Below are 25,614 nucleotides of genomic sequence, written 5' to 3'. Positions count from 1 at the left end.
TGTATCCATCAGCGCGGGAAACAATCGAGAAACAAATAATCCGGATTGACCGATAGGAAATACGCTATAAAGCGACTATGGAAAAAATGGATCACATACTGATCGTCGACGACGATGAGGAAATTCGCGATTTGCTGGGTCAGTATCTGGAAAGGCACGGCTTTCGGGTCAGCACGGCGGCCAGTGGCCGCCAGATGCGCGCCGTGCTGGCCGCGACTGCGGTCGACATGATCGTGCTCGACCTGATGCTGCCCGGCGAAGATGGCCTGGCACTGTGCCGCAGCCTGCACGCCGACGCTGCAGCACCGGTCCCGATCCTGATGCTGACGGCAAAAAATGAAGAGGCAGACCGCATCCTCGGCCTTGAGATGGGGGCCGACGACTACCTGACCAAACCGTTCGCATCGCGTGAACTGCTGGCACGCATTCGCGCCGTGCTGCGCCGCGCGCGCATGGTGCCGGCCACTGTCTTGCTGCGCGACAGCGCACAAGTGCTGCGTTTTAACGCATGGCGGCTCGACACCCACGCGCGCCACCTGCTCGACGAGCAAGGCATCATGGTGGCCCTGAGCGGCGCCGAATACCGGCTGCTGCGGGTCTTTCTTGAGCATCCTGGGCGCGTACTCACGCGCGACCAGCTGCTGGGCCTGACGCAAGGCCGGGAAGCGGACGTGTTCGACCGCTCAATCGATATCCTGGTGAGCAGGCTACGCAAGCGCCTGCGCGACGATCCGCGCGAGCCGCGCCTGATCAAAACCATGCGCAGTGGGGGCTACATCTTTGCGGCGGACGTGGGGTGCGAGGTGTGCGCGCCATGACCGCTTTGATGCCACGCACGCTGTTTTTGCGCCTGGCGCTGGCCTGGTGCCTGACATTGCTGGCCACGCACCTGATTACCGCGGGCGCCGGTCACTTCCAGATAGTCGGCGATCATACTACGGAGCGCAGCTACTACCTGGCCAAAGACCTCTCGCTGCTGGTTCCCGCGCTTGAGTCGTCAGACTGGCAGGCGCGTAGCGCATGGTTGAACCGGATGCAGCGCAAGGCGTACAGCTTTCATCTGGCGCCGGCGGGAACGCGTGCGCCGCGCGCAGACAAGGTGACGTCTGAGCGGGCGCGCGCCTTCACCGGGGTGATTGCGCAAGAATTGAACGGCCGCTACGCGGTAGGCGCCAGCGCTTCCCCCGATTCGGACCAGGCGCTGCACCTGCACCTGACGCTTACCGACGGCGCCCTGCTCACGGTCGCGCTGCACGCAACCGAACAGCAGGTGCATTGGTGGGGCGGCGTGATCTTCCTGCTGCAGGCGCTGGCGGTGGCGGTGCTGACTTGGATTGCCGTGCGCCAGGCCACCGCGCCGCTGCAGCGGCTGGCCGAAGCTGCCGAAGAACTAGGCACGTCAATGCAATGTGAGCCAATTGCCGAGGATGGTCCGCTGGAGGTAGCCAGGGCTGCGGCCGCGTTTAACGCCATGGGGCGCCGCATCAAGGAGCACCTGGCCGAGCGGGTGCGCATTTTGGCCGCCATTTCGCATGATCTGCAAACGCCGATCACCCGCATGCGCCTGCGCGCCGACCTGATGGCCAACCCGGCGCTGCGCGCCAAGATGGAATCTGACCTCAATGCCATGCAGGTGCTGGTCGAAGAAGGCATCGCCTACGCGCGCAGCGCCGACCGGATTACCGAAGCGCCGTGCCTGGTCGATATTGGCGCCTTGCTCGACACCCTGGTGTGTGACTACGTCGATGCCGGCCACAGCGTACAACTGGGCGGCGACCTGGCGCAGGTGGCCACCACCCGCCCGCACACGCTGCGGCGCATTGTGATGAATTTGACTGACAACGCACTGAAGTTCGCCGGACCTGTGGAGATTGACGTTGGCACTGCCAAAGATGGCTTGTTGGCCCTTCACGTGCGCGACCGCGGCCCGGGCATCGCACCCGAATTAATCGAGCAGGTGTTCCAGCCGTTCTACCGGATCGAGAGTTCACGCAACAGAGGTACCGGTGGCACCGGGTTAGGTTTAGCCATCGCGCAGCAGCTGAGTCTGGCGCTGGACGGGACGCTGACCCTGGTCAATCGCGATAGTGGCGGGCTCGAGGCAACGCTGACGTTTCCCACATAGACAAGGAACCGCACTGCCAAGGCAATGCTCAACTTCACATCATGCCGCTCGGCTGCTTGCGTGCTCGCCGGCATCGAACTCATGCACATGAGAGGTCGGCCACACCTGCGAAGGGTAGGTCGACAGGCCGAGTCACCAACTTAATTCCATCTACCGAGGTTGCCGAAAATTGGCCGTCTTTATAGGTCCATGTAGGATTCATGGGAAGACTCCAAAGTCTGAATCGCCGGGGGATCCCGGTAACGCGACAGTGTTGCCACGACCAACGCGCGTCAACAAATATCTGCTATCGCAAACCTCGACCTGCGAGGTTCCATTGAAGCGGCGAGAACGGCGCCACGATAATGGGGCGGATTTACGCGAATATCATATGAACCAAAAATTGTGTCGTTAGAAGGGGGATCCTTGTGTCGGCTTACTGTCGCCATTCACCGGACGTCATCCAGCGAAGTAAATTTGACCACACCCTCGCATCACTAAGTCGTTGAGAAATAACGATTCTTCACTCTGACCCGTCCAGCTTTACCTCGCGCTGTCGCGAACTAAATTTGAGACCCGCCGACGGCGCGAACTAAATTTGATACTCACCGAAGACGCGCGGCTCCTCCCTATGACAACACCGCAGTCAACCGTAATGCACTCTCGTTGTTCCCGTACCTTCGACGCCTTGCGCGCCGGCTCAACTTCTCGTCCGGTTCTGTCGGATTTCTTCGACACTGAGCAAATTATTGTGGAATTCACCACATCAATGTGAGATATTGCATCGAATTGACAAGGAGTCAATATGCCAGCACAGATGTTCGAAAAAGCCGCTGACCACACGCGGCCCTATGGTAGCCACCGTTACGACGTCTTTGCTCCGAAGCTTCGGCGCTCTGTCACGCTGTTCGGCAGGGATGCATTAGACGCGTGGACGTTCCTTGAATCCGATCCATCCGTCATTTCCTATTGCGAGCGGCCGATGGTCGTTCCCAAGGCGACACCAAAGCGCGTAGTCGACTTCTGGGTGAAGACGAAGGATGCGGACCAGTTTTGGATTCTTCTCCGGTCATCGGAGGTGGACGAGGAGGACGCGCCTAATCTAACTCCTGAGCTTTCAAGCTGGTGCACTTCCCGCCAACACACGGTCAAGCTCATCAATCCTGATGACCTCACGGTAAATAAGAATCTGCTTGACAACTGGGGATGGATAATTCGCGACTTGTCGGCATTTGGCCGTCTCGTCGACAAGAAATTCCTTGATGCGGTGCGAAAGGCAATAACTACACCAACTGAACTGGGTGGACTAGAAACCGAATTTTTTGAACGTGACCCAATCTTGGTGAGAGTCGCGGCGTTCTTGCTTATTCATCTCGGACAAGCGCATTGCCGAAGCCTCGGGGATGAGCGCATTTCTCCGTCAACAGTGATCGAGGCGCTATGAAAGATCTAATATTTGGAAGCATGAACTTCAGCCGTGGTGATGTCCCGGACGCGCTGCGGCAGTTCGAGAGCTGGCCTACGGTAGACCATACGGCATTGAGCGACGATGTCCGCGACGATTTCAAAAGCAGGTGCGAAGCGATACGCCTCTTCCTGGATGAAACTACGATGCCGCTGTCGTCCATCACGGCGGTAACGGGCATCCAGCGAGCGACTCTCTACCGGATCCTCAAACGTTGCTGGACTAAGCATACCGATGGACAAATTTACGGCTTTCGCGGAGCGATCCCCCATGCCCGATTCAAGACCTATACGCGCACCGCACCCGTACGTGCGGCGCGAGAAGGGAGGGGCGGAGCTGCCGGCGCGTTCGAACAGCTTCTGTTGCAATACCCGAAACTCGGGCAGCTTTTAATGAAGCATGCGCGGAAGAGGGATAAGAAAATCAAAGGCGCCGCAGTCTTTAAAAAATCGATGGTGGATATACATCAGCAGTTCTTGCGAGTGTGCCGAGAGGAGGGAATCGATGCAACCCACTATCCGTTTTCCGAGTCCCGCCTGGCATTTCGTGCAATACAAGGATTTTTCAAAAAGATGGCCGATAAGTCCTTTCCGTCGGCCGTTGCCCGCGCTGGAGGACTGAAGACGAACGGCGCAATCAGCGACGTACAACGAGCGCCGGCAGCGACGCGCGCGTTCGAAGTAGTCGAGTTCGATGGACACAAAATCGACCTCCGGCTCACGGTGAAGATGATCGATCCTCATGGATTCGAACGCCTGCTTGAGATCAACCGGATATGGATACTGGTGCTCCTCGATGTTCATACTCGTGCGATTATCGGCTACGCCCTTACGCTAAGCAAGGAATACAACAAGGATGATATTGCACTCGCCTTGCAGTCTGCGCTGACGCCATTCCGAGCACGGGAGTACAAGATACCTCTGCTCGCCATCCAGCCTGGCGGCGGTTTTCCGTCCTCAGCAGTGCCAAGGACCGCATACGCGTGCTGGGACTGGTTTGCGATCGATGGCGCCAAGGCACATCACGCCGGCGATACCCTGAGGAGGCTCGGCGAAATCGTGGGCTGCTGGACGGATAACGGCCCGGCGGGAGAACCGAACGTGCGGCCATTCATCGAGCGTTTTTTTCACCTCATATCCAAGCACTTCGCGCACAAACTGCCTGGCAGTTTGGGCAGTTCGCCCGACTCGATCGAGAAAGCGCTTTGCGACACGGGCGGCGATATCAGACTATTGGTTGAGTATGACGAGCTTGAAGAATTGATCGAAGTGGTCATAGCCAACTACAACGGCACTGCCCACGGTGGTGTAGGCGACCGAACGCCGTTGGAAGCAATGGCACTTTCCGTCGCGCGTCAAGGTTACTTGCGAGCGTTGCCGCGCCAACTCCGGTCTTCTCTGTGCCTTTTGCAAGAGGCGCGCGTCGTCACCGTCAAGGGCTCGACGAAATCAGGTGTGCGTCCCCACATCAATTTCAGCAACGTTAAATATTCGAGCGATATACTCGGCGACAATGCAGCGTTGATCGGGAAAAAGCTCAGAATTTATTATGACGTGCGAGATGTCCGCATGGTGAAGGCCTATTTTGAAGATGGCTCCGAGCTCGGCATTCTTACAGCTGCGCGACCTTGGTGTTTCACGCCACATTCACTGCGGGTAAGACAAGAAATCTTCAAGCTGCTGGCGGAACGAAAAATCACTCTGCGTGACGGAGACAATCCGATCGAATTGTGGGCGAAATACAAGTGGTCGCAGGTGAAAACGTCGAAGAAGGCGGCAAACGACCTGGCCAAGGCCCACAAGGCAGGACAACTCTCCGTATTCAAGCCAGCGAGCGCAGCGCAGACCCCGGTGGCGGCCTCGAGCGAAGTTAAGTCATCCAACCGGCAACCTCAAGAGGAAACTCCGTCGCGCACGCGCGAACCTGTCAAGGCCAAAGTCCTGCAAATTCGCAGAGTCGTCAAGTTCTAGGAGAGAGTAATGCAATATGTGCGGCCAGTCAGCATGAATGAGCATCCGATCGCCAAGAAGACGTACATCGTTCCGACTCCATCGATTGACGGGCTTGTCTCACGAGTCAAGAAGATTGTCAGACTCCGTACTCCAGGCGCCATCATTTACGCGCTGCCACGTTTTGGAAAGACATATGGCATCCGCTACGTCATTAACGAATTGCGCGCCGAATACCCGGATGTGGTTTGTATTAGCTTTCGGTGTCTGAAGAAGAAGTCATCCTCGGAAGATGGCTTTTTCTCCAACCTACTGGCCGCCGCTGGCCATCGTGGCACCGCGCCTGGCTCGGTGGTAAAAAAGCGAGCCAGATTGACCGAGCGGATCGTGGAGCTGGTGGATCGATCCGAGCACAATTGGGTCGTCTTCTTTGCCGACGAGGCCCAGCGCCTTGAATCGCTTGAGTACAACTGGCTCCACGACATTCATAACGAGCTGGAATTCAAGGGCATTCGGATGATCACCATGCTCGTAGGCCAGCCGCAGCTACTTCACCGGAAGAGTTCTTTCATCCAGGCCGGCGAGACTCAAATCGTTCTGAGATTTATGCTCAATGAAATGCGTTTTGATGGCATCCGCTCTCCTGAGGACATGGCCACATGTCTTGCTGGTTATGATTATGCATGCTACCCCGAAGGTACGGATTGGACATATATGCGATTTTATTACCCGCATGCCGTCGACAACGGGATGAGGCTTGAGCATCAGGCCGGTGCTCTATGGGATGCTTTTTTAACCGCCCACAATGCAGCCGGATTCGGCTTTGACATGGAAATACCCATGCAGTTTTTTGCGCATGCAGTGGAAATCGCATTGGAGGAAAACAGCGCGCATGACGGCGTCGATTTTGAATTTTCTGCGGCAATGTGGGACGCCGCTGTCGCAGACTGCTCGTACGTTGCGGGACAGCAGGCCCTTCATGACGGGATGGTCGATGTCGATACTGATTCGGATATGGCTGCATGATACCTGCGCGGATTATCCTTGATCCAGGCGAGCGCATCGAACTGCAGTGGTGCTGGCGCGACGACTGGTCGAGCGGTTTCGACTCGTCTTTCGCGTTACTGATGAAATTCGCCCTATTGAATCAGGTCACGGCAAAGGAAATCGCAAAGGTCTTTGTTAGCTACGATTGCGGCAAGCGCTCAGTGATTTGCGGACGCCCCAACGTGGACCTTCGGGATTCGTCAGTGTTCGATCGCAGCGCGCTTGAGAGCACGCTTCGTATTTCGCCCGATCACTTACGGGCCGCCTTTTTGCTGGATCTATTACCGACGAGTAGCCTTCACTCGAGCGAGTACTTGCGATGGTGCCCGCATTGCATGCAGCAGGGCTTCCACTTGTCCCTGTTCCAGATAGCAGCGACCGCTTACTGTCCGATTCATCAATCTCCTATATTCGCCAACTGCCCTGAATGCCAGGCACATATACCCTACCGGTTAACGGCTGCCACATTCGCGCGGCCGTTCTGCTGTCCGAGCTGCAAAGTCGACATGGCGCCGGCGATCCGCGCAAAGCGCACTGCCACATTCATCCCTCGTCTTTCCGAAAAGAGGTTCATCGAGCAATTAGCGAAGCATTTTCAGCGGGAAGATGCAGCGCTGCCGCGGCGCACATCTCTTAAACTGCAACGGCAGATCGGACGAGGAGACCTGATCTTTTCGAAGCCCGACGAACAGGGATATCTGTCGCGGTACGTTGGCTTCATGACACAGGTGATGGAGATGCAGGGCCATCCCAGGCCACAGAGACAGGCGCCCTTGACGATAGAGCGAATTGAACATACTGTGCACGGCACCTCGCGCCGCATTCTGTCGGAGGACGATGAGGAAGAATATGGGCGGTCATTGTCCTGGCCTTGCGAACCGAGTCCCTTGCTCAAGCCGCGCGTACCGGTCGATCTATTTTCAATCAGTCAAATTTACCGATCAATAAGGCGCCAACTTTGGCGCCGCGAGCTACGTAAGCACCGTAGCTGCATTGTGTCCGCGTGTCGCCATCTTTGGTGGAATGTAGCAGGAGAGGTCACTTCCAGTTTTTGCCCGGTAGCGGATGCGTTCATTCGTTGGCGAATGATGTGGGAAGGATGCGGTACTCCGCGCTATCTCTATGGAAAACAGGAAGGCGAACTGCATGGTATCGTCGGCTGGATTTCGGCGCGACCATCGCCATGCCCCGATTACTGGTCGGAAAACACAAGGCTTTGGGTGCTGGACCATATCTTTGCCGCGGCATGTATAGAAAGCTTCCGTGAGAAGCTGGTGGATGGACAAAAACATCAAGCCAGCGGGAAGCAGCGTTGGGTTAGGCATGCGCCAGTTGTGCGCTACGATACCTATTGGGCAGTAGCTGGGGCCGATACGTTGAATCACCCAACGGCGGTATACGTCCGCTGTCCAATGCCTTCCTTTTTCCTCAAGCCGCAGGATGGCGATGGAAAGCTTCACCGTCTCAATCATCTGGCGGCCCTGAGCACGATTTGCCGGTGACTCCAGCGCATTTCCTGCAACGCGCGTTCCCGTATCAAATCCACCGGTAAGACCGAAGCGAGGACAAATGCGCAAGATGTCCTTCTGGCTGCTACGTTGCCAGGTGCCAGGTGCTGGGACTGTTGCCTGCAGAGGCACTCGGCCACTCACCATCCAATTTTGTGTTTTTCTTCGGTTTCAAGGTGCCGGGCATCATCCGAGGAATGAAGGTACGTATTCGTGGTGCTGATCGATTCATGGCCCAGATTGTCCCGCACATGGCGCAGGTCGACAGCGTTGTTCGCCATGTGTGATCCGGCCGTGTGGCGCAGCCAGTGCGCTGACGCGCGCTCTACCCGAAGCGCGTCGCCGGCGTACGCGGGACCGCGTATCCGGAGCCGCTTGCCAGTAGCAGCAAAGACGCCTTTTACGATCTCGTGGATCCCACCCCGGCTCAATGCGCGCATTTTGCCGCCGATCGGGAGAAGGAGGGGAGTGGGTTCGCCCTGGACCGGATCGGGCGCCATCCCGAGTTCTCGACGGTAGCGAGCCAGTTCCACCATAAGTTCCGCGGTGGCGGGGACGATTCTAATCTTGTCGCCTTTTCCGGTTACCTCTAGCCACCAGCGCTCCTCGCCCGATCGATCACGCCGTGCAAAGAAAGCTCCCATCGTTGTGCCGGAAATTTCCGAAATGCGCAAGCCGCAAATGTAGAACAGCGAAATGAGCCAACGCAGCCTGAAATAATGCTCCCGCTCTCTGTTGGTCTCACGCGGCAGCGCGTCGACGGTGGCCTTCACCTCAGGCCAGATTGCTTCGTCCAGGTAGCGGGTGATGCGCGGCGCGGCGCGCCGTTTACGCTCGCGCGACAGCGACAGTGGATTGCCTGCCAGGTAGCCTGCGTTGACCAGCCAGGAGAACATGGAATTGAGGATTACGCCAGCCTGCCGCTGGCTAGCCGCAGACAAAGGTCCCGCAAACGGCTTCCACTGGGGATGAGGACGGGGAAACTTGCGTCCCTCGCTCGCCACCCAGCGCTCCCGAGGCTGCGGGTTCAGCAGGAATGCGTTGTATACCAGCCAGTCTTCGTGCGTGAGCGAGGACAGGGGCTTCGTCATCTGGATGGTCGACCATAGCAGCAGGCGTTCGGCCTCCTTGCGGTAGTTGTCGAACGTAGTTTGCTTGTCCATGAAGCGCGCTAGCCAAGCCTTAATGGCATCCACGTCGTTGTTGGCCGAAATTTGTCGGCTTCCCATCGACCGATTGGTCCCCAGCGATCCATCTAACGGGCTTGACACCATGAGCCGCTCCAGCGGCACCAGATTAGGAAAGCTGTCGACCGGGTGCGCCATAGGTATATTCCTGACATACGGGTAGGTGACGAGGTGTCGCATGTATGTAAGTGAACATTATAGCGATAATGTCACGGCTCGTGATTTTCGCAGAAACGAACATAACGCCGCTGCCGGCTTTTCCTTGGCGCTCCACCCCACCTCGGAAAACCTACGCATCCGGATAAGTTCACGAATGGGCAATATGAGTGCTCCCCTGACCGAAAGAATTGCTACGGCGCTTGCCCAGTTTGCCAGCGGCACCAGGCTATACGCCCTGCGCTTGGGTGATGAGCGCGGCGCTATCGGATCGGACGAGCTGCTGGTGGAAGCATTCGCCGCCGACGACTCAGTGCAAGACATCGGCGGGCGCGATGTGATTGTCGTCTCCACCAATTCCCATGTTGCGCTGGCGCCCTTGCTGGGCCAGCCAGCCTGGAAGTGAGCCTGGCCGACGGCACCCGCACCAGCTTTGCCGCCGACATCAGCGAAGTGGCGATGCTGGGCAGCGAAGGCGGCCTGGCGCGCTATCGCCTGCGCCTGTCGCCATGGATGTGGCGCTTGAGTCAGGTGCGCAACAGGCGCGTTTGGCAGGATAACTACGACTAATTTTCAGTCCATACTGGCCGCAAGATTACTCAAATTGAGTATTGTTCCTCCCGGGATTTGGCCTCAACCGTCCTCTGCGGCGGGAAAGCATGCGTCGGGTCGCGCGCACGCCTCCTCACGTCGCATCGCTTTTACAGCAACAAGTCGCGACTTAATTCGCAGCTTGGGGGTAGTTACTCAATTTGAGTAATCGCGTCTTTCACTTGTTCCCTGGCCCAAGCTGTGGTGGAAACACTTCGAACAGGCTTTTCCGAGGACTGCCTCAGCGCCTTGCTCGCAGGAGGATTTTGGCGTACTCTCTGAATCGTTGACTCTGAATACAATTTAAATCTATTGCGGTTATCAATGGCTTACGAGCTAGCACCAAGTTAACTAGATAATGTGTTGCCTCAAGGAATCAGGCTTGAAATTGCCCGAATTGTCGGCTATTGGTCGTCGTCCGCAGTAGAGCACCGAGTTATATTTTGGTACACTGGGGTGGGTGAAAATTCGAGCAACTCCGTAACTCGGCGCAAGAGTACGATACTAAATTGGATAGGAAGCCATGTATAACAAAATATTTTCCAGAAGCTTGTTTTTGCTTATGGTTACCTGTACAAATTTTAGTTTTGCTCAAGGGAAATATGATAATTTGCGCGACCCGTTCACCAGACCTGGACCACCGGATAAGCCAGTTGTTGGCCCGAAAAACATCGGTCGTGGTATCGATGCAGAGTCTGGCGGGAAGCCTCCAGGAGCCAAACCCGAAAATGCTACATCATCCCCTTCCGCAGTTAGTTTTGTCTTCGCGACATATGGTTTTGTTAACGAAGCTTGGCGCCCTACGACTTTGTTTATTGCAGGCGAAACCAAAAGCGTAGCCGCAGAGAAAGCCACTATCGCTTTCGTTGATATTTTAAAGTCTTACTTTACTGGGCCCGGCTGGGCGTCGAAAAGTGTGGCATGGATGGGGCCGAAAGTCATTTCGAGGTTGTTTACGGTTTATTCGATTTTGGAACCTAGTGAGTTGTCTCCCACTTCAGAAATTAGCCACTATTCGGACCTCGGGCCTGGAAAGGAAAAACTCTTCGACTACTTCAAAAGACTGCATGAGCAACGTCTACGGGAGGAGTCGGAAAGCAAACTGGAGCCAGGCAACGTGCCTTATTACCTGAGAAACCCTGCTTCTGATGATGGTGGGAGCAGTGATGTATCGTTAGAAATAGATCGTCGGCGTGCGATCTTTTCCGATCAATCGCTAACTAAAGACGGAACTATCAAGGTTGTCGGAACGGCTGCATCCAAATTGTTTGGAGCGACTGCCGGGCAGTTCACTGAAGACTGGCTGTGGCTATTTGACGGCGAGCGCATTAAGACAAATGGTCTATCAAAAAATGCTGTAGCGCTTTTCGACGAAAGCCAACTGATAATTGCAGGGTTCAAAGCCATCTATAAAAAACGTCATCAAGCTAATGCGTGTACCGTTTATGCTTCACCATGGCTTGGTGGACCCGTTCCATGGGCTTGCGGCCTTCCTCCGTCAAACTTCACTTCCAGTTCATGCTATTGTCCTGGCGCTCTCCCAGGGCAAATTTTTAACGGGACACCGCACAGATACGAGCGAGGGCTGGTCTGTAACATTCCTGGGGTGGGAATTTGTCCTATGGTTCGCTCGGAGCCGGAAGGCACGACGTGTACTTGCAGTGGCTATGCCGGATACATTGGCCTAGTCCGATAGTGCTCCCGGCATTGGAGGGCAAAACCAGAAGCGCGATAGCGGGGCTCGCCCGTGAACTTCATAAAATTCCCACTAGCCTTAAGTGAGAGCGATGTCTGTGCGCTCGCCGATGAGCATTGCAATAGGCGCCTGGAGGGCGGTGCGTATTTGTTCAAGCCGTTTTCCCTGACCTTGTTTGCCGAAGCGATTCAAACCTCATCTTCGGACAGCACCCGTTAGTTTAATTCAAGGAAAATACGATGACCAAAGACATCCATTTCGAAAAAAAAGATTGCCTCGCTGTTAAGCCACTCAACAAGCTGGCTTGCGCTTTGAATGGTCCCGATTGGGAAAGCATTCGTATCACTCCAACTAGCAGCCTCGACGAAGTAACCGAACGCTGCAAGCGGTGTAGGTTGGAGCGCTTGCAACCGAAGTGGTAAGACTCACCAGTTCAACGGAAAAGTCATGAATAACAAAATTCTCTGTGAAAAACACGGCATCGTAATCCACAGGCTTAGCGACACCTCCTATACTAATTGGCCGGATGGCACGCCGATCTCGGATGATGAGCTGACTAAGCTCATGGTATCTACGCCAGCTACGTTCGATGCCAAGATCGTTGAGTCGATCCCGTTGGCTGAGACGCAGGAAGCAGCTGAAGCATTGGCAGTTGAATACCTCAACATTAGATAAACCGGAATATCCGGCGCCACCTGGTGCCCCGATCCGGCCGGTGCCGCCACAACAAGGAAACGAATGATCCCTGCAATAAGCATGATGGTTGGTGCGTACATCATCACAAGAATGGTCGAGCTGATGGCAAAACCCGACACCCAGCGAGTAGTCAAATGGATGGCCATTGTCACGATCATAGTCACCGTCGCGAGTGTTGCAGACATCGCTTTCTCGAGTGTGCCAGGGCCGGCGCTACGTTAAAGGAAAATCAGTTGCTTAAAAATTTTGCCATCGGTGCCCTGCTTCTCATCACTATCGTCCTCGCGGCTTCGTTGGTTCGTGTCGAAAACCAGCGATACGCACTATCGCTGGGTATGTGCACAGCCTCGCAAGTAGGCATGCCACCAGATATGGTGTGCATCGCGAAAACACAGACCAGAACTGGGTGGTGGTGGCACCTTTACTATGCTTTGCAAGACTGATCGGAAAAAGAGCGGCAATGGGAATAGGCCAAAATGTACAGCGCCTGCGCAAGCGGCGCGGATTAACTTTCGATGCTGTTGCTAAGGCAGTCGGCACAGACCCTCAAACTATCTCGCAAATGGAAAAGCGCAACGCGAAGAACTCCACCTTTGCGCCCCAGCTGGCAAAACTTTTTGGTGTCGATCTGATCGATTTGCTGAGCAATGATTTTGATATCGACGCGCCGGGCAGGGGGCAAAGTGTCCAGCAGGCAGAGGGCTCGAATGAAGCAGTGCACTCTGGGAAAATCGAAGTGACGACATTTGCCGATCGGTTTAGCGAAGCACGGAAGGCTGCCGGGTTCACCCAAGAGTACCTGGCTAATTTATGCGGCCTCACCAAGGGAGCGATATCGCAGTACGAGCTGGGGCACAACAGCGTCGCTGGTGAAAACGTATTCAAGCTTGCCGATGCATTGCATGTAAGCGCGCGGTGGCTGATGACGGGAGCAGGAAGCGTGACGTCACTAAATGATGAGCCGGTTCCGGCTGGTAGGGTAGACCGAATTGCGAAACATTTAGCCGGATTGCCGGATGAGCGGCTCGATGCACTTGGGGTAGTGCTGGGTATCAAACTGTAGAGGAAAATCACGGTCACAAACCGTATAAACCGTTTATAGGACACACCGTGAAATCCTTCTTAATTACTACTAGTCTTATCGCGAGCATGGGTGTCGCTAATTTGGCTTTTGCTCTGCCGAAGAAAACCTGTGATTTCCGGGCAGATCTCGTTGCTGCAATAGCAGTAGAGCGCGACAAGGGTACACCCAAGGAACATGTCTTGAAAAAGCTTCTGAAAGAGCTTGGCCCTAAGGCCTCAGGAATTCGAGAGTTTGTTGATGGCGTGTACGTCGCTCCGAATATGAGTCCGACGGTTGTTCGACAAACTGTCTACGACCTCTGCATCGCAGAATAGAGGGGAATACCGGTGAAGCACATCTTGCTTGCTATCTCTTTATTAATCACTCTGTCTGCTTGTAAGAACGGAGACGATCCGTTCAAAAATGCTACAGATAACCTCTATAAATCATTATCTACCGTGGAACGATCATTGACACGGGACGTTAGCTGCGGCATCGAAGAAAAGAAAATTAAGGGCGGCGAAAACGTGATGCTGTGTAAGTTTTCGGTCGGTGGCGAAGCTTATGTGAACCGTGTGCGTATGGAAAAGTGGTGCAGCGTAAAAAAGGATGCTGCGTGCTTCGAGTCGGACGCTATCCAGAAAGATCTGCCTGGCGGCAAAGTTGTAGCGTGGAGCACGAGCGGATTTACCGTGATGAACCGCGCCGGCAGGATGAACGGGAAGTGCGGTATCAAGATCTTCGCCGAGTGGGCGCATGCCGAAGCAAAATAGGAAGGAAAATTGGCTTCGGCGCCCGCTACATGCCCGGACGCCAGCGTGAGGGAAAGATAGAAGAATGTTGAAATTAAACCGTATTAGTTTGACGCAACGAGCAGGAATTTTCGCGACCGCAACAGGCATGATGATTGTTCTTTTTCTCCACTTTCCTTTCGATGGATACAGGAACAAAGAACTGGTTGTCACACGCTATGCTATCGAATCTTGCCCAGAGCCAGTAGATCCGCGCAAGGATGGGATCGGTGCTGTTGTCGCTGAAATCGATGTCGTCAAGAGGTGTCCAGACCAGAAAGAATGGCAATATTTACCATTCAGCCAATGGGAGAGCGAAGCGCCTGTTTTTCGCATTTTCACAAAGGCGAGTACTGCGGCGATTGCCTTGACGTTCATTGGTATTCTCGGAGCAATTTGGGTTTGGCTATTTCGCCAATTTGGCATTGATAAGTCGACTCTGCAAGATCGATAGGAATAGTTCTGAGGTTCCCTCGATATTTCGTCTTCCATCAGGTGGATTTCATGCAGCCTGCTTTTCCTGATTTTGCTCACGTCCCCAGCGTTCCAAATACTGGATTGGTGACCGGTAGCCGAGAGTTGAATGCTGGCGCTTTCGATTATAAAAGACTTCGATGTAGTCGAAGCTTGCGGCCTTCATATCGGCATGGGTAGCGTAACGCAGGCCATGGTAGCGCTCATTCTTGAAGCTGTTGAACCAGCTCTCTGTCGGTGCGTTGTCCCAGCAGTTTCCTTTCCTGCTCATCGAGCAGGTCATACCGAATTCCTTGAGTTTGTCCTGAAACGCGTGGCTGGCGTACTGGCTGCCACGATCCGAGTGGTGCATGACGCCTGGTGCTGGTCGGCGGCGGAACCATGCCATCGTCAGCGCGTCCGTCACGATGTCACTCGTCATGCGCGGCTTAAGCGACCAGCCGATCACCTCGCGGTTGAACAGGTCGAGCACAATGGCCAAGTAGAGCCAGCCCTCGTCAGTCCACAGATACGTAATATCGGAGGTCCAGACTTTGTTGGGCGCGGCCGGTGTGAAATCCCTGGCGAGCAGGTTCTCCGCCACCGGCAGGCCGTGTTTCGAGTCCGTGGTGACCTTGTAGCGCCGCTTGTGGCGGGCACGGATACCGTTCTCGCGCATGAGTCTTTCGACGCGCTCCTTGCCTGCAGTGAAACCGCGCAGCCGCAGTTCGCGCACCATGCGCGGGCTCCCGTAAGCACCCTTGAGTTCGGCATGAATGGACCGTATCACCGCCAGCATCTGCGCATCCGTCAGGCGCTTGCGGTCAGGCGTGCCGCCAGTCTTCCACGCCCGGTAGCCGCTGATGCTGACATCAAGAACAGCGCACATCTCGTTGAGCGCAAATGCCTTTCCGTGCGCATCAATCCAGGCGTACTTCACAGAACATCTCTCGCAAAGTACGCCGCTGCTTTTTTTATGATTTCGTTCTCCCGCTTCAGGCGAGCGACTTCGACTCGTAGCCGGGACAGCTCCATCGCTTCCGGGGTGACCACTTTGCTGCCGGCACCAATGAGCTTGCCAGCTGCCGCCGCCTTGACCCAGTTGCGCAGCGTCTGGTCGCTCAAGCCGAGCTCCTTGGCGACCGTCGAGTTATTCTCTCCGTCCATGACTCGCTTAACGGCAAGCTCCCTGAACTCGATTGTGAATGCCGGTTTTGGTATTTTCTTCATTTCAGTTTCTTCCAAAGTAACGTTATTTTACGTCACCTGTGGAAGACTAAATTTCAGGGGAAGCTCAGAAAATCATGGAAATCAACCAGCAATTACTGCAGCAAACTAATGCGCGAATTGCAGAGACACAGCAAGAAATTGACAAGTTGCCAGTAGACCTACCGCACTATCAGGAATTCAAGGAGCAGTACGAATTTCAAATCCGTGAATTGAAGAAGGGACTGAGAGATCTTCAATCCCTACCACCCCGAGGGATTCCGGCTCAATCATTCCGTTGGAAGAACGTATTGATGTTGCTCTTCTGGTCGTCAATTGTCGGGGCGGCCATGATCTATTTTGGATAGGAAAATCATGTCTACCAAAATCATTGAAGGCACGGAAGAAATCCAGGTGCTTTACGTGTACAAGTGCCCTGAATGCGTCCACCACGGTGAAACGCACCAGGCTGGCGACGGCCATGAAGGCGAGTCAGCGCAATGCAGCGTGTGCGGGGCTGCTGTTCACCTGGAGTGGGACGGCGGCGTGGTGTTGGAGCGCCTGCCAAGCAGCAGCGCCAACTAATTCAAGGAAAAAATAATGTTGAATGCTATAGACACGGTGACAGTAAGCGATGCGATCGCCGGTAAAATAGACGACCGAAAAGCTTTGCTAGCCGTTCGAGTTCCACTTGTCATGCAGAAAATTGAACAGGCTTTTGCTCCACTCAAACCAATAGTCGAGGCCAGGCTCAAGCAGTCTTTAACGGACACTGGTTCTAGACGTGGCAAGTTCGTGAAGATCAACGAAATACTTTCTGATGTACGGGACATTTCGAGTACATTCGCGGCTTGCGGGGCAGGCTGTTCAGCTTGTTGCACTCAACGGGTGATGATGTCGCAGACTGAAGCCGAAGCAATCGGACACAAGATCAGCCGCAAGCCGGTTCAGCTAAGGCCCAGTTATGTCTTGCCAGAAATTGACACATTCGGCTCCGAGACGCCCTGTACGTTTCTCAGCAATAATGTCTGTACTATTTATGAACATCGTCCTTTTGCTTGCCGTAACCTAGTTAACTTGGACGTTGACCCTTTGTTGTGCCGCTTTGAAAATTGGGAATTGAGCAAGGCTAAGGACGCTCGATCCACCGGCATTCCATTGCTTAGTGCGGGCCCATTGGAGCAAGCCTATAGTAGCTTAAGTGGCCGCGACATGATTGGTGACATTCGAGCGTTCTTCCCTATCAGCGCCTGTTGATGTACGCATGAACTACGCCAGGCAAATTCATGTTGAACGAACTGCAACCCGACGTCCGCAAGCTGCTCGACCTGATGCGCAAGATGGAAAACTTCGATGCCACGCTGGGCGCTTCCCGCGCTGCCGGAATGCTGATTGAACCTGGCCCGGCCGCGTTCGATGAGCGCAAGCGCATGGAGCCTCTGTCCAAGCACCTGCGCGAAAAATGGTCGATCTGATTCGAGGAAAATTGAAGTGAGCATTAGCGAACGACTCAGAAAGGCCATGAAGGAGGCAGGCTTCCAATCGCAGATGGAGCTCGAACGCGCTTCTGGCGTGAAGCAGCCGACGATCAACCGAATTTTGAACCGCGTGGGAAGCAAGGGACCGGAATCCGAAACGGTCAAGCAGCTGGCCCGCGCCTGCGGTGTGTCATTCGAGTGGCTCAATGAAGGATTGGGGATCGAGGCCGAGAGCACTGACGTTCACGTATCCGCCGTGCCTGAAGTTGATCGGCAATTCGGCAGGCGAGTGAAGGCGGCGCGCGAGGCGGCCGGGTTGACCCAGACTGAGCTAGGCGTTCGAATGAACATAAGCCCCCAAGGTGTGCAGAAATGGGAGTCTGGCGCCGGCTCGCCGCGGTTCAGTCGCCTTTATGGTCTGGCATCCGTCTTGGGCCCCCTGTGTCAGACTACTTGTCGGGTGTGTTTTTGAACAAACTATGACCTGATCTTGATCATTGTGGTGGGGTTTTGGGGTTCGTTTTTGTACTTTATTTCTAACATCGTTTCCGGGAGCGGGGACTGGTGTTACGGGTGAAGCGCAGCGGAACCCGTTCCCTCAAGACGTCAGGTTTTTGATTTTTTGTTCGAGCAGGACGGACTCCGATGCTTGGCCCACGGGTCGGCGACGGAACTAGTTATCGCCTTTGATTTTTAATCTACAGAGGCACCAATGTCATCAAAATATCCCGAAGCATTCATCGAACAAGCCCTGGTCAAAGTGTATTCACGAGGCCAGCGGTCGGTCAAATCGGTCGCCGAAGACCTGAATGTGAATCATCACACGTTAAAATATTGGATGAAGAATAAAGTTGTGACCAATAAGGACGCGCCGACGGCGCGCGAGAAGCGCCCCCAGGACTGGACTGCCGCGGAGCAGTTTGCCGCATTGCGGGCAACCCATGGTTTTTCCGACGAGGCTTTGCAGGCATGGTGCCGCGAGCACGGCATCTTCCCCCATCACCTGACCAGCTGGGAGGCGGCCTTCTGCGGAGAGGTAAGAGAGCCCGCAACGGGCGTGCGGGAAATGCGCACTTTGAAGGACAAGGTTGCAAAGCTCGAGCGCGAGATTGTGCGCAAAAATGGCGCGTTGGCGGAGGCGGCCGCGTTGCTGATCCTGCAAAAAAAGTTCCGCGCGCTGTGGGAGGACGAGGAATGATGACCGACCTCCCGCAGCGCGACCAGGTGATGGCTTTGGTGGCCGAGGCGGTCGTTGCTGGCGCGCGCCAGTGGCGGGCCTGCGAGGTGATTGTGCTGAGCGAGCGGACCTTGCAGCGCTGGCAGAACGACAAAGCCGAGGGGGCTTGTGATCGACGGCCGGCGCGGGTGCAGACGCCCAAGAACCAGCTGAGCGACCTGGAACGCCTGCGCGTGTTGGAGATCGCCAACTCGCCAGAATTCGGCCACCTCCCGCCAAGCCAGATCGTGCCACGACTGGTTGACCAGGGCGAGTACATCGCTTCGGAGTCGACCTTCTATCGCTTGCTGAAAGCGGCAAACCAGCTCAAGCACCGTGGGGCCGAAAAGCCTGCGAAACCGCGCCACAAGCCCCGTGCGCTGGTGGCAACGGCACCGGGCCAGCTGTTTAGCTGGGACATCACCTATCTGCCGACGACGGTCATGGGCATCTATTTCTATTTGTACCTCTTCATGGATATCTACAGCCGCAAGATAGTCGGCTGGCAGGTCTACGAATCGGAAAGCAGCGAACTGGCCAGCGAGGTGATGCGCGATATTTGCATGCGCGAAAACATCGCGCCAAAGCAAGTAGTGCTGCACTCAGATAACGGCAGTCCGATGAAGGGCGCCACCATGCTTGCAACGCTGCAAAAGCTCGGCGTGGTCCCGTCGTTCAGTCGGCCCGCGTGCAGCAATGACAACCCCTTCAGCGAAAGCCTCTTTAAAACGCTCAAGTACCGCCCAGCCTACCCGCAGGGCTCATTTGAAAGCCTCATGGCCGCGAGGCAGTGGGTCGGCACGTTCGTGCGCTGGTACAACGAGGAGCACCGTCACAGTGCCATCCAATTCGTTACGCCTGCACAGCGGCACGCGGGCCTGGACGGCGAGCTGCTGCGCAAACGCGCAGAGGTGTATGAAGCGGCCAAGGCCGAGCATCCGGAGCGCTGGAGTAGCGACACGCGAAGCTGGGCGCCAGTTACGACCGTGCACCTCAATCCGGAAAAAAAGGTCGCGGAGACCGTCACCCAAAAGGAGAAAAATCTAGAACTCAAAAAAGCAGCATAGAAACCGTATTTAGGCGACAACTAGCTTGCAAATTACCGTGGGCGTCCCCGTCTCACAGTTACTACCTAACGATCCACTGTCCTGGCTATCCCGGAAGGCGATGCTGGGCGCCTGCGCCTGCTCGCATCGCGAATATCCGCGATGTCGCCAGAAAAACAGCGCGCGCTTGCAATCATTCTCGAAGCAACCATGAATTGAAGGAAAAATCGTGCTGAACAATCTCCGTCCTGACCTGTGTGAATTAATCGACCTGGTGCGCGATGAGGCGGGGTACCGTGCCACCCTGGCGGCCAGGCCGGACATTAAGCCTGAGCCATCGGCGGACGCCGAGTATGAGCGCAAAGTCTTGCGCATCCGCCAGCTGCGCGAGCGCTGGGATTTGTTGTAACCGTTCGAGGAAAATATCGTGGCCGATTGAGCTACCACTGAGCCCGCGATAACGTATGGGTCAAGTGACCAGATAAAGTATATATGCTAAGAGTGAATCGTATTAATTTTAACCAACGAGTGGGACATTTTGTGACGGTATCAAGTACACTGATTGTGCTTTTGATTGCGCCCTCTGTTTCTTTGGGTGAAGTGCTCAAGCCAAAACGTATGACTCAGAAGCAGTTTGACTCTTCACACATCGGTATGATTTACACCTGCATGGCCTTGGCCAAAAGCTTGGGTAAAATGGGGGATGGAACGACGTTGGTTGCAACAATACATTCTTTTAGAGCGAAATTTCCTCAAGTAGAAAGAGACCACGACGACTTCATGAAATACGCGGCGCGCTATTCAGTCGATATCGAAGGATCGGGTCGATCGGCGCAATTCTGGAAAGTCGAATGTGCTCCACCAGTCGCCAGGATAAAGGCGCTAACGAAGTAGTGGGGCGGGACGTCTGCAATGACCAGGGAAAATCCGCGCCATGGCGCCCGCTACCTGGACGGCTTTCGGGGCTGTCAATTTCCGGCATTAAGGCGCCACTCGTTTCCGGCGTAATGGAGCCACTTCAACCACGTATTTCATGGGCTCAAACAGGGGTACAAGGATGCTTGATTCAGAGCGTTTTTGCAACATCGTTTTCCGATGTAAATCCTGTTGTACAGACGATCAATGGTCGGACAGAATGCCGAGCTTGTCCTTCTCTCCTGGGCGCGTAGTCGCTGCGGCGGCGGTCCGTTCCAGGTGGAAGATGCTAATAAGGCGCAAAGACGCAGTGCGCCGTGGAGTACAATCGACGGCAACCGGCCAAACGGACAATAGAGCGTACTTGTTTTGCTGACTTTTTGGCGGCACTGTGGCAGCCAGTTGCCTTGAACCTTTAGCACCGAAACCTCCATATGACTCTTGATCAAATTCAGGCGCTCGCCAGGGAAATCGAATGGCCCGAGGAACACATCTCGTTTTTTTTCTGACTGCTCCAAGCCGTCGATAGACATCAACATCACCTCGCAGAATCCCCAGCCAGCCGCGTCGCGGTTCGGTGGGGACCCTTACGTCGCGGCGGACTTCACGTGGCCGTTGCACAAAGTTGGACGATATCGCTTCTTGGGCCAGTTCAACTTTGAGCAGGTATCGCCTCCCTCCACGACTCTACCGACCTCCGGTCTACTCTCGCTGTTCTTCGCGGATGACGACGATGGTGAGGTGTTTTGGCAGGACGAAGGATATGTCGTTGGCTACTACTGGGAGGACCTTTCGAATCATGTGGTCATGCAAACGCCAAGCGGCATTCCGATCAGTCCCGAAGCCTCATTGGCACTTCTTCCAGGGCTAAATATTCCCCGTCATGAAGAATTGCGCAACGACTGGCCATTTGAAGGAGCCGCAGACTTTGCTTGGGACCTTTCGCAGCAAGTGAATACAGATCACTATCTCTTGGGATACCCGTCGTATTGCACTTTAGGATATGACCCAACGCCCGGTCCGGACTGGGTCCCATTGCTGACGTTACGTTCGAGTTCAGACTTGGAATGGTGCTGGCACGATGGCGACCGGCTTATGGTCTTTATTCAAGCTGAGCATCTACAGCGCAAGGACTTCAGCATGCTCAAATGTGACGCAGGCTAACGGCACCGATGTCGGACTTCTCCATCCGTCAAAAGGGGGGGGGGCGTCGTGCGGCATGTCGCGAGCCGTCCATGACGTCGAACGTTAGATCTCGCTTTGCGCAAACTTCTCCTTTGAGGCGGCCTTCTTGGATCAGGCTCGACAACGGCCAAAGTGAAGAGGTGAAACTCACGCAGGACTAGCCCCGAGCGAATTCCCCTCCCACATACTTTAACGATATAAACTATTTATATCGTTAATGCATATTCATTTCGGCGAAACCTTCCGTGCTTTCTCGATTGGTGGTTTGGACGCTTCCGACGCTGGCGGCAGAGCGCGATAGCTTTCGCCGTCGAGCACGAGTTTGTATGCGCCGTGGCGTAAGCGGTCCAAAGTCGCCGCGCCGATCATCTTGTTCGCGGCGAAGGCCGCACCCCATTCGTCAAAGTGGAGGTTCGACGTCAGGATCGTGGCTGTTCTCTCGTAGCGCTCAGCTATCAGGTCGTGGAAGTCCTCGTCCTCGGGCGGACGGAGCGGTTTCAGCCCAAAGTCATCAATGATGAGCAGCGCCACCTTGCTGAGGTACTGCAGGCGCCGTTCGTACGTGCCCATCGCTTGTGCGGTGCGCAGGCTGGCCATCAGCTGGGTCTGGGTAATAAACAGCACGTCATAGCCTTGGCGCGCGGCGGCGTGTCCCAAGGACTGCGCAAGGTGGCTCTTGCCTGTGCCGCAGGGCCCGGCGATGAGCACGGCCACTTTCTCGTCGATGAAACGGCAGGTGGCCAAGTCATGGACGGCGGCGCGGTTCAGACCGGGCAATCGGTTGAAGTCGAACCCGTCGAGCGTCTTCTGGTTGCGGAAGTTGGCGCGTCGCATACGCTGCGCCAGCTTCTTCTGGTCGCGGCGGGCGACCTCGTCATGAATGAGCAGGCTCAGGAACTCGGTGAAGGCCAGTTTGCGGTCGATAGCTTCGCGGTTGCGCGCCTCCAGCGAGTCGAGGATGCCTGACAGGCGCAGTTGTTTGAGCAGGGAAGTCAGTTCTGGAATTGGATGCATGGTCGTTCTCATTGAAGGATGGTGTTGGTGGCGCGGTAGAAGCGGCCACCCTCGGTGTAGGTGCTGGCCAGCGCGTCGAAAGCGGCCAGCAAATCTTGCTGGTCGAGTCCTTTCTCGAGGATGCGCTTGACGACGTTGAGACCGGGCGTGCCGTAGTGGTTCGCACGCGAGCAGGCCGCTTCCAACCTGACGGCGCCGTATTTCTTCTGCAGCCCAAGCACGCCTTGGACGGCACGCATGCGGATCAGTACCTTGTCGCCGAACATGACGCGGACCATGGCGGCGCATGCCGGCCCCACCCGTTCGGCCTCGGCCATGCACCACTTGGTGTCCTTCAGGAGCCATGCCTGCGCCTCCGGCGGCATATGGTCGGGCACAGTTTTGCGCTCGCCCGTATGCTTGAGCCGTACGTGGGTGGCGACCGGTTCGTGCTCGAGGTACATCGTCACCACGGTGTCGCTGGCCTTGAGCCAGAGCGCCTGGCCGACCAGGCGGAACGGCACGGAGTAGTAGTTGTACTCAAACTGGACGTGGGTATCGCGGTGGACTTTGACCTTGAGCCATGTGGCCAGCTGCGGCGGCACGTCGGGCAAAGGCGTCAGCAGGCTCTTCTCCACGTCGGCGAAGCGCTTGAGAGGGGCCTCGCGGGTCGTGCCGTGAATGCGGTTGCCGGCCTGTCCGAGTACCCATTCGTGAAGTTGCCGGTTGGCGTCGGCCAGGTCGCGGAACTCGCGCAGCGGCAGGAAGCTGCCCTTGATGTATTTGACACCCGATTCCACGATCCCCTTCTTTTGGGGATCTCTGGGCGGACACGGATCGATTTTGAATCCATATCCCTCGGCGCACTCGCCATACGAGCGCTGCACTTCGGGTTCATACACGCAGGCCCGCGTGATCGCGCACTTGGCGTTGTCGATCGTTACGCGCAGGGGCACGCCGTCGAACCACTCAAAGGCACGGCGATGGCAACCGAGCCAGGTGGCGACGGTTTGATCGCGCACGAATTCGGCGTATTGGTGGCGCGACCACGCCAGTGTCATCACGAAGAACCAGGTCTTGAAGATTTCGCCTGTATGCACGTCAGTAATGGGCGGGCCGGCGCCGAAGTCGACTTGCACCGCTTCGCCCGGCTTGAACTCCAGCCGCAGCGGCACGTCGGCTCTATCGTCGACGACCAGCTGATGCAGGAACCTGTACACGGCCGAGTAGCTGCCGGTGTAGCCGTGATTGCGCACCAGCGTGGCGTGAATGGTCGTGCCTTGAATGCCGGCGGCGTACCAGTTGCCGATCTGCGCGCGCCACGGCTCCAGCGTGGAAATGCAGGTACTCGGTAGCGGCTCCTTGCGCACCAGCGCCGATGCCAGAACTGCGTCGTCCGGCAGTGCGGTGTTGGGTGAAAGCCAGCCGCGCGCACTCGCCAACTCCCGAACCTGGGCGATCTTCTTGCGCCCCATGGTCTTCGACCGGGCGATCTCCCGGTCTGAATCTCCCTGACGCATGCGCGTCAGGATGTGACGGTATTGATACATCTCGAACCTCCGTTTGGTCACGGCTTCTCCAGGCGAAATGCCGGGGAGTCTAGCCGATCAATGAAAGTTCGAGCCTCTGAAACGGTGGCGAAGTGGCGCCTTTACGCCGACAATCGAATGGCGCCATTACGCCGCCGATGAAGTGGCGCCTTAACGCCGACAATCTCGTGGCGCCATTACGGCGACGATTTAGTGGCGCCTTAACGCCGACAACGAAATGGCTCCCTAACGCCGGAAATTCACATCGAAGAATTTTCGGCGTACGTGGGCCATGCACGCCAGCTCGGTGATGCCAGCGGTGAACATGGCTTTGTAGCCCGCGTAATCGTCAACCATCAGTTGGCCTTGCCAACCTGTCAGGAAAGCGCGCGCGTGCGCACCGGCACGGCCGGTTTGGTAGTCAAACACGACGATGCGCGGCCCCTCGTCCAAGTCATTGGATCGGTAGGCCCATAAATAGGCATGCCTGGTTTTTCCTTCGCCTGGATCGAGTTGCCGCACCGGCGTTTCGTCGGCATGCAAACACGGTCGCTCCTTGAGCAGTTCGGCCAGGCGATCACTCAAGGGTTGCAGGGATACGCCAATCTTGCCGATCCATTCGCCCAGCGTTGAGCGCGCCAGCGGTACGCCCTGGCGTGCACCGATCTGCTCGATGCGGTACAGCGGCAGATGGTCCGTGTATTTGCTAACGGCCACCCAGGCCAGCAGGCCAGGTGCCGCCATGCCGCCGTCGATGATCGCCGGTGGGACCGGTGCAGCAGTGACGATTTCGCAGGCGCGGCAGGCGTACTGCGGACGGATGTGGCGATGCACGAAGAAGCGCGCTGGCTCGACGTCGAGCTGTTCGCTGATGTCTTCACCGATTTTGACCAAGCCTTGGCCGCAGGCCGCGCACTGGCACGACTCTGGCTCATGGCGGTGCTCAACGCGCGGCAGTTCAGGCGGCAGCGGCTGGCGCCCGGCGCGGCTGCGTTTGCGCTTGCCGGCTTCGGCGTCACCGGTGTCTGGTGGCGTCAGCTCGGCATGAATGGCGGCAAGGTCTGCGTCGATCGTTTCTTCAAACAGCTCGCGCTGCTCACCGTTGAAGGCCTCGCTCTTCTTGCCGTAATTGATGCGGCGGTAGTACGCCAATTCAAGCGTTAATGCAGCGATCTTGAAGTCTCTCTCTGCAAGGATGGCTTTATTTTTAGCCAGCACTTGTTCAACGCTGGCACTTTCCTCGATCAGCGCGCGCACCTTCGCGATCAGGTCTGGATCGTGGTTGGCGCGGGTCAGTTCGGTGAGCAAATCCATTCCCGTAGTTTACCGGGCGCGGCCCC

The 25,614-nt window shown here is 56.0% G+C and carries 28 protein-coding genes and 1 pseudogene; 24 read left to right on the top strand and 5 right to left on the bottom strand.

Translation table 11 applies throughout. The features are described 5' to 3' along the window. Positions 1 to 77 precede the first annotated feature (77 nt). From ACP7D4_RS21025 to ACP7D4_RS21000, 6 genes are all read left to right on the top strand, one after another. Positions 78 to 818 carry a response regulator gene (locus tag ACP7D4_RS21025; protein ID WP_426105985.1) on the top strand — a complete coding sequence of 247 codons (741 nt, stop codon included), beginning with the start codon at positions 78 to 80 and terminating at the stop codon, positions 816 to 818. Then, entirely contained in the window at positions 815 to 2,125 is a 1,311-nt protein-coding gene (locus tag ACP7D4_RS21020; protein WP_426211131.1) for an ATP-binding protein, read from the top strand. Before ACP7D4_RS21025 ends, ACP7D4_RS21020 begins: the two co-directional genes overlap by 4 nt. Positions 2,126 to 2,909: 784 nt before the next feature. Then, positions 2,910 to 3,548, top strand: a complete 639-nt coding sequence (locus ACP7D4_RS21015) for a hypothetical protein (protein ID WP_426211130.1) — start codon at positions 2,910 to 2,912, stop codon at positions 3,546 to 3,548. Positions 3,549 to 3,568: 20 nt separating this feature from the next. Continuing rightward, the gene (locus ACP7D4_RS21010; RefSeq protein WP_426211128.1) at positions 3,569 to 5,539 is read left to right on the top strand and encodes a hypothetical protein; all 1,971 of its coding nucleotides are present in this window, start codon (positions 3,569 to 3,571) and stop codon (positions 5,537 to 5,539) included. A 9-nt stretch (positions 5,540 to 5,548) separates the two neighbouring features. Further along, positions 5,549 to 6,544, top strand: coding sequence for an ATP-binding protein (locus ACP7D4_RS21005; protein ID WP_426211127.1), 996 nt, complete (start codon positions 5,549 to 5,551; stop codon positions 6,542 to 6,544). Then, positions 6,541 to 8,067 carry a hypothetical protein gene (locus tag ACP7D4_RS21000; RefSeq protein ID WP_426211126.1) on the top strand — a complete coding sequence of 509 codons (1,527 nt, stop codon included), beginning with the start codon at positions 6,541 to 6,543 and terminating at the stop codon, positions 8,065 to 8,067. Before ACP7D4_RS21005 ends, ACP7D4_RS21000 begins: the two co-directional genes overlap by 4 nt. Positions 8,068 to 8,213: 146 nt before the next feature. Here the strand turns inward: ACP7D4_RS21000 and ACP7D4_RS20995 are convergent, their stop codons facing one another. Continuing rightward, entirely contained in the window at positions 8,214 to 9,398 is a 1,185-nt protein-coding gene (locus tag ACP7D4_RS20995; protein WP_426211124.1) for a tyrosine-type recombinase/integrase, read from the bottom strand. Between the two features lie 184 nt (positions 9,399 to 9,582). Here ACP7D4_RS20995 and ACP7D4_RS20990 point away from each other — a divergent pair, with 184 nt between their 5' ends. From ACP7D4_RS20990 to ACP7D4_RS20950, 9 genes are all read left to right on the top strand, one after another. Continuing rightward, entirely contained in the window at positions 9,583 to 9,822 is a 240-nt protein-coding gene (locus ACP7D4_RS20990) for a hypothetical protein (protein ID WP_426211123.1), read from the top strand. Beyond that, the gene (locus ACP7D4_RS20985) at positions 9,819 to 9,986 is read left to right on the top strand and encodes a contractile injection system protein, VgrG/Pvc8 family (RefSeq protein ID WP_426211121.1); all 168 of its coding nucleotides are present in this window, start codon (positions 9,819 to 9,821) and stop codon (positions 9,984 to 9,986) included. Before ACP7D4_RS20990 ends, ACP7D4_RS20985 begins: the two co-directional genes overlap by 4 nt. Before the next feature lie 544 nt (positions 9,987 to 10,530). Then, complete coding sequence (locus tag ACP7D4_RS20980; RefSeq protein ID WP_426211119.1) at positions 10,531 to 11,703, top strand: hypothetical protein; 1,173 nt, start codon at positions 10,531 to 10,533, stop codon at positions 11,701 to 11,703. A 239-nt stretch (positions 11,704 to 11,942) separates the two neighbouring features. Then, positions 11,943 to 12,125: a hypothetical protein gene (locus ACP7D4_RS20975; protein ID WP_426211117.1), complete on the top strand. Its 183-nt coding sequence runs from the start codon at positions 11,943 to 11,945 to the stop codon at positions 12,123 to 12,125. A gap of 25 nt (positions 12,126 to 12,150) precedes the next feature. Continuing rightward, a complete protein-coding gene (locus ACP7D4_RS20970) occupies positions 12,151 to 12,378 on the top strand; it encodes a hypothetical protein (RefSeq protein WP_426211115.1) in 228 nt (75 codons plus the stop codon). Between the two features lie 397 nt (positions 12,379 to 12,775). Beyond that, on the top strand, positions 12,776 to 13,462 hold the full coding sequence (locus tag ACP7D4_RS20965; RefSeq protein WP_426211113.1) for a helix-turn-helix domain-containing protein: 687 nt from the start codon (positions 12,776 to 12,778) through the stop codon (positions 13,460 to 13,462). Between the two features lie 47 nt (positions 13,463 to 13,509). After that, complete coding sequence (locus ACP7D4_RS20960; protein ID WP_426211111.1) at positions 13,510 to 13,797, top strand: hypothetical protein; 288 nt, start codon at positions 13,510 to 13,512, stop codon at positions 13,795 to 13,797. Positions 13,798 to 13,809: 12 nt separating this feature from the next. Beyond that, positions 13,810 to 14,235: a hypothetical protein gene (locus ACP7D4_RS20955; protein ID WP_426211110.1), complete on the top strand. Its 426-nt coding sequence runs from the start codon at positions 13,810 to 13,812 to the stop codon at positions 14,233 to 14,235. A gap of 64 nt (positions 14,236 to 14,299) precedes the next feature. Continuing rightward, entirely contained in the window at positions 14,300 to 14,707 is a 408-nt protein-coding gene (locus ACP7D4_RS20950; RefSeq protein WP_426211109.1) for a hypothetical protein, read from the top strand. Between the two features lie 48 nt (positions 14,708 to 14,755). Here ACP7D4_RS20950 and ACP7D4_RS20945 read toward each other — a convergent pair. Further along, positions 14,756 to 15,936 (bottom strand): IS3 family transposase gene (locus ACP7D4_RS20945; protein ID WP_426211108.1). Its coding sequence is split into 2 segments (ribosomal slippage): positions 14,756 to 15,684 and positions 15,684 to 15,936, totalling 1,182 coding nucleotides; the frame shifts between segments, so codons are not numbered across the junction. Between the two features lie 74 nt (positions 15,937 to 16,010). On the opposite strand from ACP7D4_RS20945, the gene ACP7D4_RS20940 reads away from it, so the two are divergent. The 9 genes from ACP7D4_RS20940 (at position 16,011) to ACP7D4_RS20900 (ending at position 21,731) form a co-directional block, all read left to right on the top strand. Further along, a complete protein-coding gene (locus ACP7D4_RS20940; RefSeq protein WP_426211106.1) occupies positions 16,011 to 16,280 on the top strand; it encodes a hypothetical protein in 270 nt (89 codons plus the stop codon). A 7-nt stretch (positions 16,281 to 16,287) separates the two neighbouring features. After that, positions 16,288 to 16,497 carry a hypothetical protein gene (locus ACP7D4_RS20935; RefSeq protein ID WP_426211105.1) on the top strand — a complete coding sequence of 70 codons (210 nt, stop codon included), beginning with the start codon at positions 16,288 to 16,290 and terminating at the stop codon, positions 16,495 to 16,497. 15 nt (positions 16,498 to 16,512) lie between these two features. Beyond that, complete coding sequence (locus ACP7D4_RS20930; RefSeq protein ID WP_426211103.1) at positions 16,513 to 17,169, top strand: YkgJ family cysteine cluster protein; 657 nt, start codon at positions 16,513 to 16,515, stop codon at positions 17,167 to 17,169. A gap of 29 nt (positions 17,170 to 17,198) precedes the next feature. Then, the gene (locus tag ACP7D4_RS20925; RefSeq protein WP_426211101.1) at positions 17,199 to 17,387 is read left to right on the top strand and encodes a hypothetical protein; all 189 of its coding nucleotides are present in this window, start codon (positions 17,199 to 17,201) and stop codon (positions 17,385 to 17,387) included. A 16-nt stretch (positions 17,388 to 17,403) separates the two neighbouring features. After that, on the top strand, positions 17,404 to 17,862 hold the full coding sequence (locus tag ACP7D4_RS20920; protein WP_426211100.1) for a helix-turn-helix domain-containing protein: 459 nt from the start codon (positions 17,404 to 17,406) through the stop codon (positions 17,860 to 17,862). 240 nt (positions 17,863 to 18,102) lie between these two features. Next, positions 18,103 to 19,673, top strand: a protein-coding gene (locus ACP7D4_RS20915; RefSeq protein ID WP_426211099.1) for an IS3 family transposase whose coding sequence is annotated in 2 segments (ribosomal slippage) — positions 18,103 to 18,559 and positions 18,559 to 19,673 — 1,572 coding nt in all. Because the reading frame shifts where the segments join, the coding sequence is not laid out codon by codon here. Positions 19,674 to 19,881: 208 nt separating this feature from the next. Then, positions 19,882 to 20,061: a hypothetical protein gene (locus ACP7D4_RS20910; RefSeq protein WP_426211098.1), complete on the top strand. Its 180-nt coding sequence runs from the start codon at positions 19,882 to 19,884 to the stop codon at positions 20,059 to 20,061. 92 nt (positions 20,062 to 20,153) lie between these two features. After that, complete coding sequence (locus ACP7D4_RS20905; RefSeq protein WP_426211096.1) at positions 20,154 to 20,546, top strand: hypothetical protein; 393 nt, start codon at positions 20,154 to 20,156, stop codon at positions 20,544 to 20,546. A 462-nt stretch (positions 20,547 to 21,008) separates the two neighbouring features. Beyond that, the gene (locus ACP7D4_RS20900) at positions 21,009 to 21,731 is read left to right on the top strand and encodes a YwqG family protein (RefSeq protein ID WP_426211094.1); all 723 of its coding nucleotides are present in this window, start codon (positions 21,009 to 21,011) and stop codon (positions 21,729 to 21,731) included. Positions 21,732 to 21,977: 246 nt separating this feature from the next. Here the strand turns inward: ACP7D4_RS20900 and istB are convergent, their stop codons facing one another. From istB to tnpC, 3 genes and pseudogenes are all read right to left on the bottom strand, one after another. Continuing rightward, entirely contained in the window at positions 21,978 to 22,766 is a 789-nt protein-coding gene (gene istB, locus ACP7D4_RS20895) for an IS21-like element helper ATPase IstB (protein WP_426211093.1), read from the bottom strand. 8 nt (positions 22,767 to 22,774) lie between these two features. After that, the gene (istA, locus tag ACP7D4_RS20890) at positions 22,775 to 24,295 is read right to left on the bottom strand and encodes an IS21 family transposase (protein ID WP_426211092.1); all 1,521 of its coding nucleotides are present in this window, start codon (positions 24,293 to 24,295) and stop codon (positions 22,775 to 22,777) included. A 237-nt stretch (positions 24,296 to 24,532) separates the two neighbouring features. Next, positions 24,533 to 25,588, bottom strand: a pseudogene (gene tnpC / locus ACP7D4_RS20885) (IS66 family transposase); the annotation flags it as partial. Positions 25,589 to 25,614: the final 26 nt, after the last annotated feature.

This window comes from Massilia sp. TWP1-3-3, from assembly GCF_049897805.1.
Taxonomy (GTDB): Bacteria; Pseudomonadota; Gammaproteobacteria; order Burkholderiales; family Burkholderiaceae_D; genus Telluria_A.
Note: the sequence above shows the minus strand (reverse complement) of the source record. Positions and strands in the feature narration are given on the sequence as shown.

Excerpts from the sequence above, each read along its gene's own strand:
- ACP7D4_RS21025 (WP_426105985.1), top strand. The coding sequence starts at position 78 with ATGGAAAAAATGGATCACATACTGATCGTCGACGACGATGAGGAAATT.
- ACP7D4_RS21020 (WP_426211131.1), top strand. The coding sequence starts at position 815 with ATGACCGCTTTGATGCCACGCACGCTGTTTTTGCGCCTGGCGCTGGCC.
- ACP7D4_RS21015 (WP_426211130.1), top strand. The coding sequence starts at position 2,910 with ATGCCAGCACAGATGTTCGAAAAAGCCGCTGACCACACGCGGCCCTAT.
- ACP7D4_RS21010 (WP_426211128.1), top strand. The coding sequence starts at position 3,569 with ATGAACTTCAGCCGTGGTGATGTCCCGGACGCGCTGCGGCAGTTCGAG.
- ACP7D4_RS21005 (WP_426211127.1), top strand. The coding sequence starts at position 5,549 with ATGCAATATGTGCGGCCAGTCAGCATGAATGAGCATCCGATCGCCAAG.
- ACP7D4_RS21000 (WP_426211126.1), top strand. The coding sequence starts at position 6,541 with ATGATACCTGCGCGGATTATCCTTGATCCAGGCGAGCGCATCGAACTG.
- ACP7D4_RS20995 (WP_426211124.1), bottom strand. The coding sequence starts at position 9,398 with ATGGCGCACCCGGTCGACAGCTTTCCTAATCTGGTGCCGCTGGAGCGG.
- ACP7D4_RS20990 (WP_426211123.1), top strand. The coding sequence starts at position 9,583 with ATGAGTGCTCCCCTGACCGAAAGAATTGCTACGGCGCTTGCCCAGTTT.
- ACP7D4_RS20980 (WP_426211119.1), top strand. The coding sequence starts at position 10,531 with ATGTATAACAAAATATTTTCCAGAAGCTTGTTTTTGCTTATGGTTACC.
- ACP7D4_RS20975 (WP_426211117.1), top strand. The coding sequence starts at position 11,943 with ATGACCAAAGACATCCATTTCGAAAAAAAAGATTGCCTCGCTGTTAAG.
- ACP7D4_RS20970 (WP_426211115.1), top strand. The coding sequence starts at position 12,151 with ATGAATAACAAAATTCTCTGTGAAAAACACGGCATCGTAATCCACAGG.
- ACP7D4_RS20950 (WP_426211109.1), top strand. The coding sequence starts at position 14,300 with ATGTTGAAATTAAACCGTATTAGTTTGACGCAACGAGCAGGAATTTTC.
- ACP7D4_RS20940 (WP_426211106.1), top strand. The coding sequence starts at position 16,011 with ATGGAAATCAACCAGCAATTACTGCAGCAAACTAATGCGCGAATTGCA.
- ACP7D4_RS20935 (WP_426211105.1), top strand. The coding sequence starts at position 16,288 with ATGTCTACCAAAATCATTGAAGGCACGGAAGAAATCCAGGTGCTTTAC.
- ACP7D4_RS20930 (WP_426211103.1), top strand. The coding sequence starts at position 16,513 with ATGTTGAATGCTATAGACACGGTGACAGTAAGCGATGCGATCGCCGGT.
- ACP7D4_RS20925 (WP_426211101.1), top strand. The coding sequence starts at position 17,199 with ATGTTGAACGAACTGCAACCCGACGTCCGCAAGCTGCTCGACCTGATG.
- istB (WP_426211093.1), bottom strand. The coding sequence starts at position 22,766 with ATGCATCCAATTCCAGAACTGACTTCCCTGCTCAAACAACTGCGCCTG.
- istA (WP_426211092.1), bottom strand. The coding sequence starts at position 24,295 with ATGTATCAATACCGTCACATCCTGACGCGCATGCGTCAGGGAGATTCA.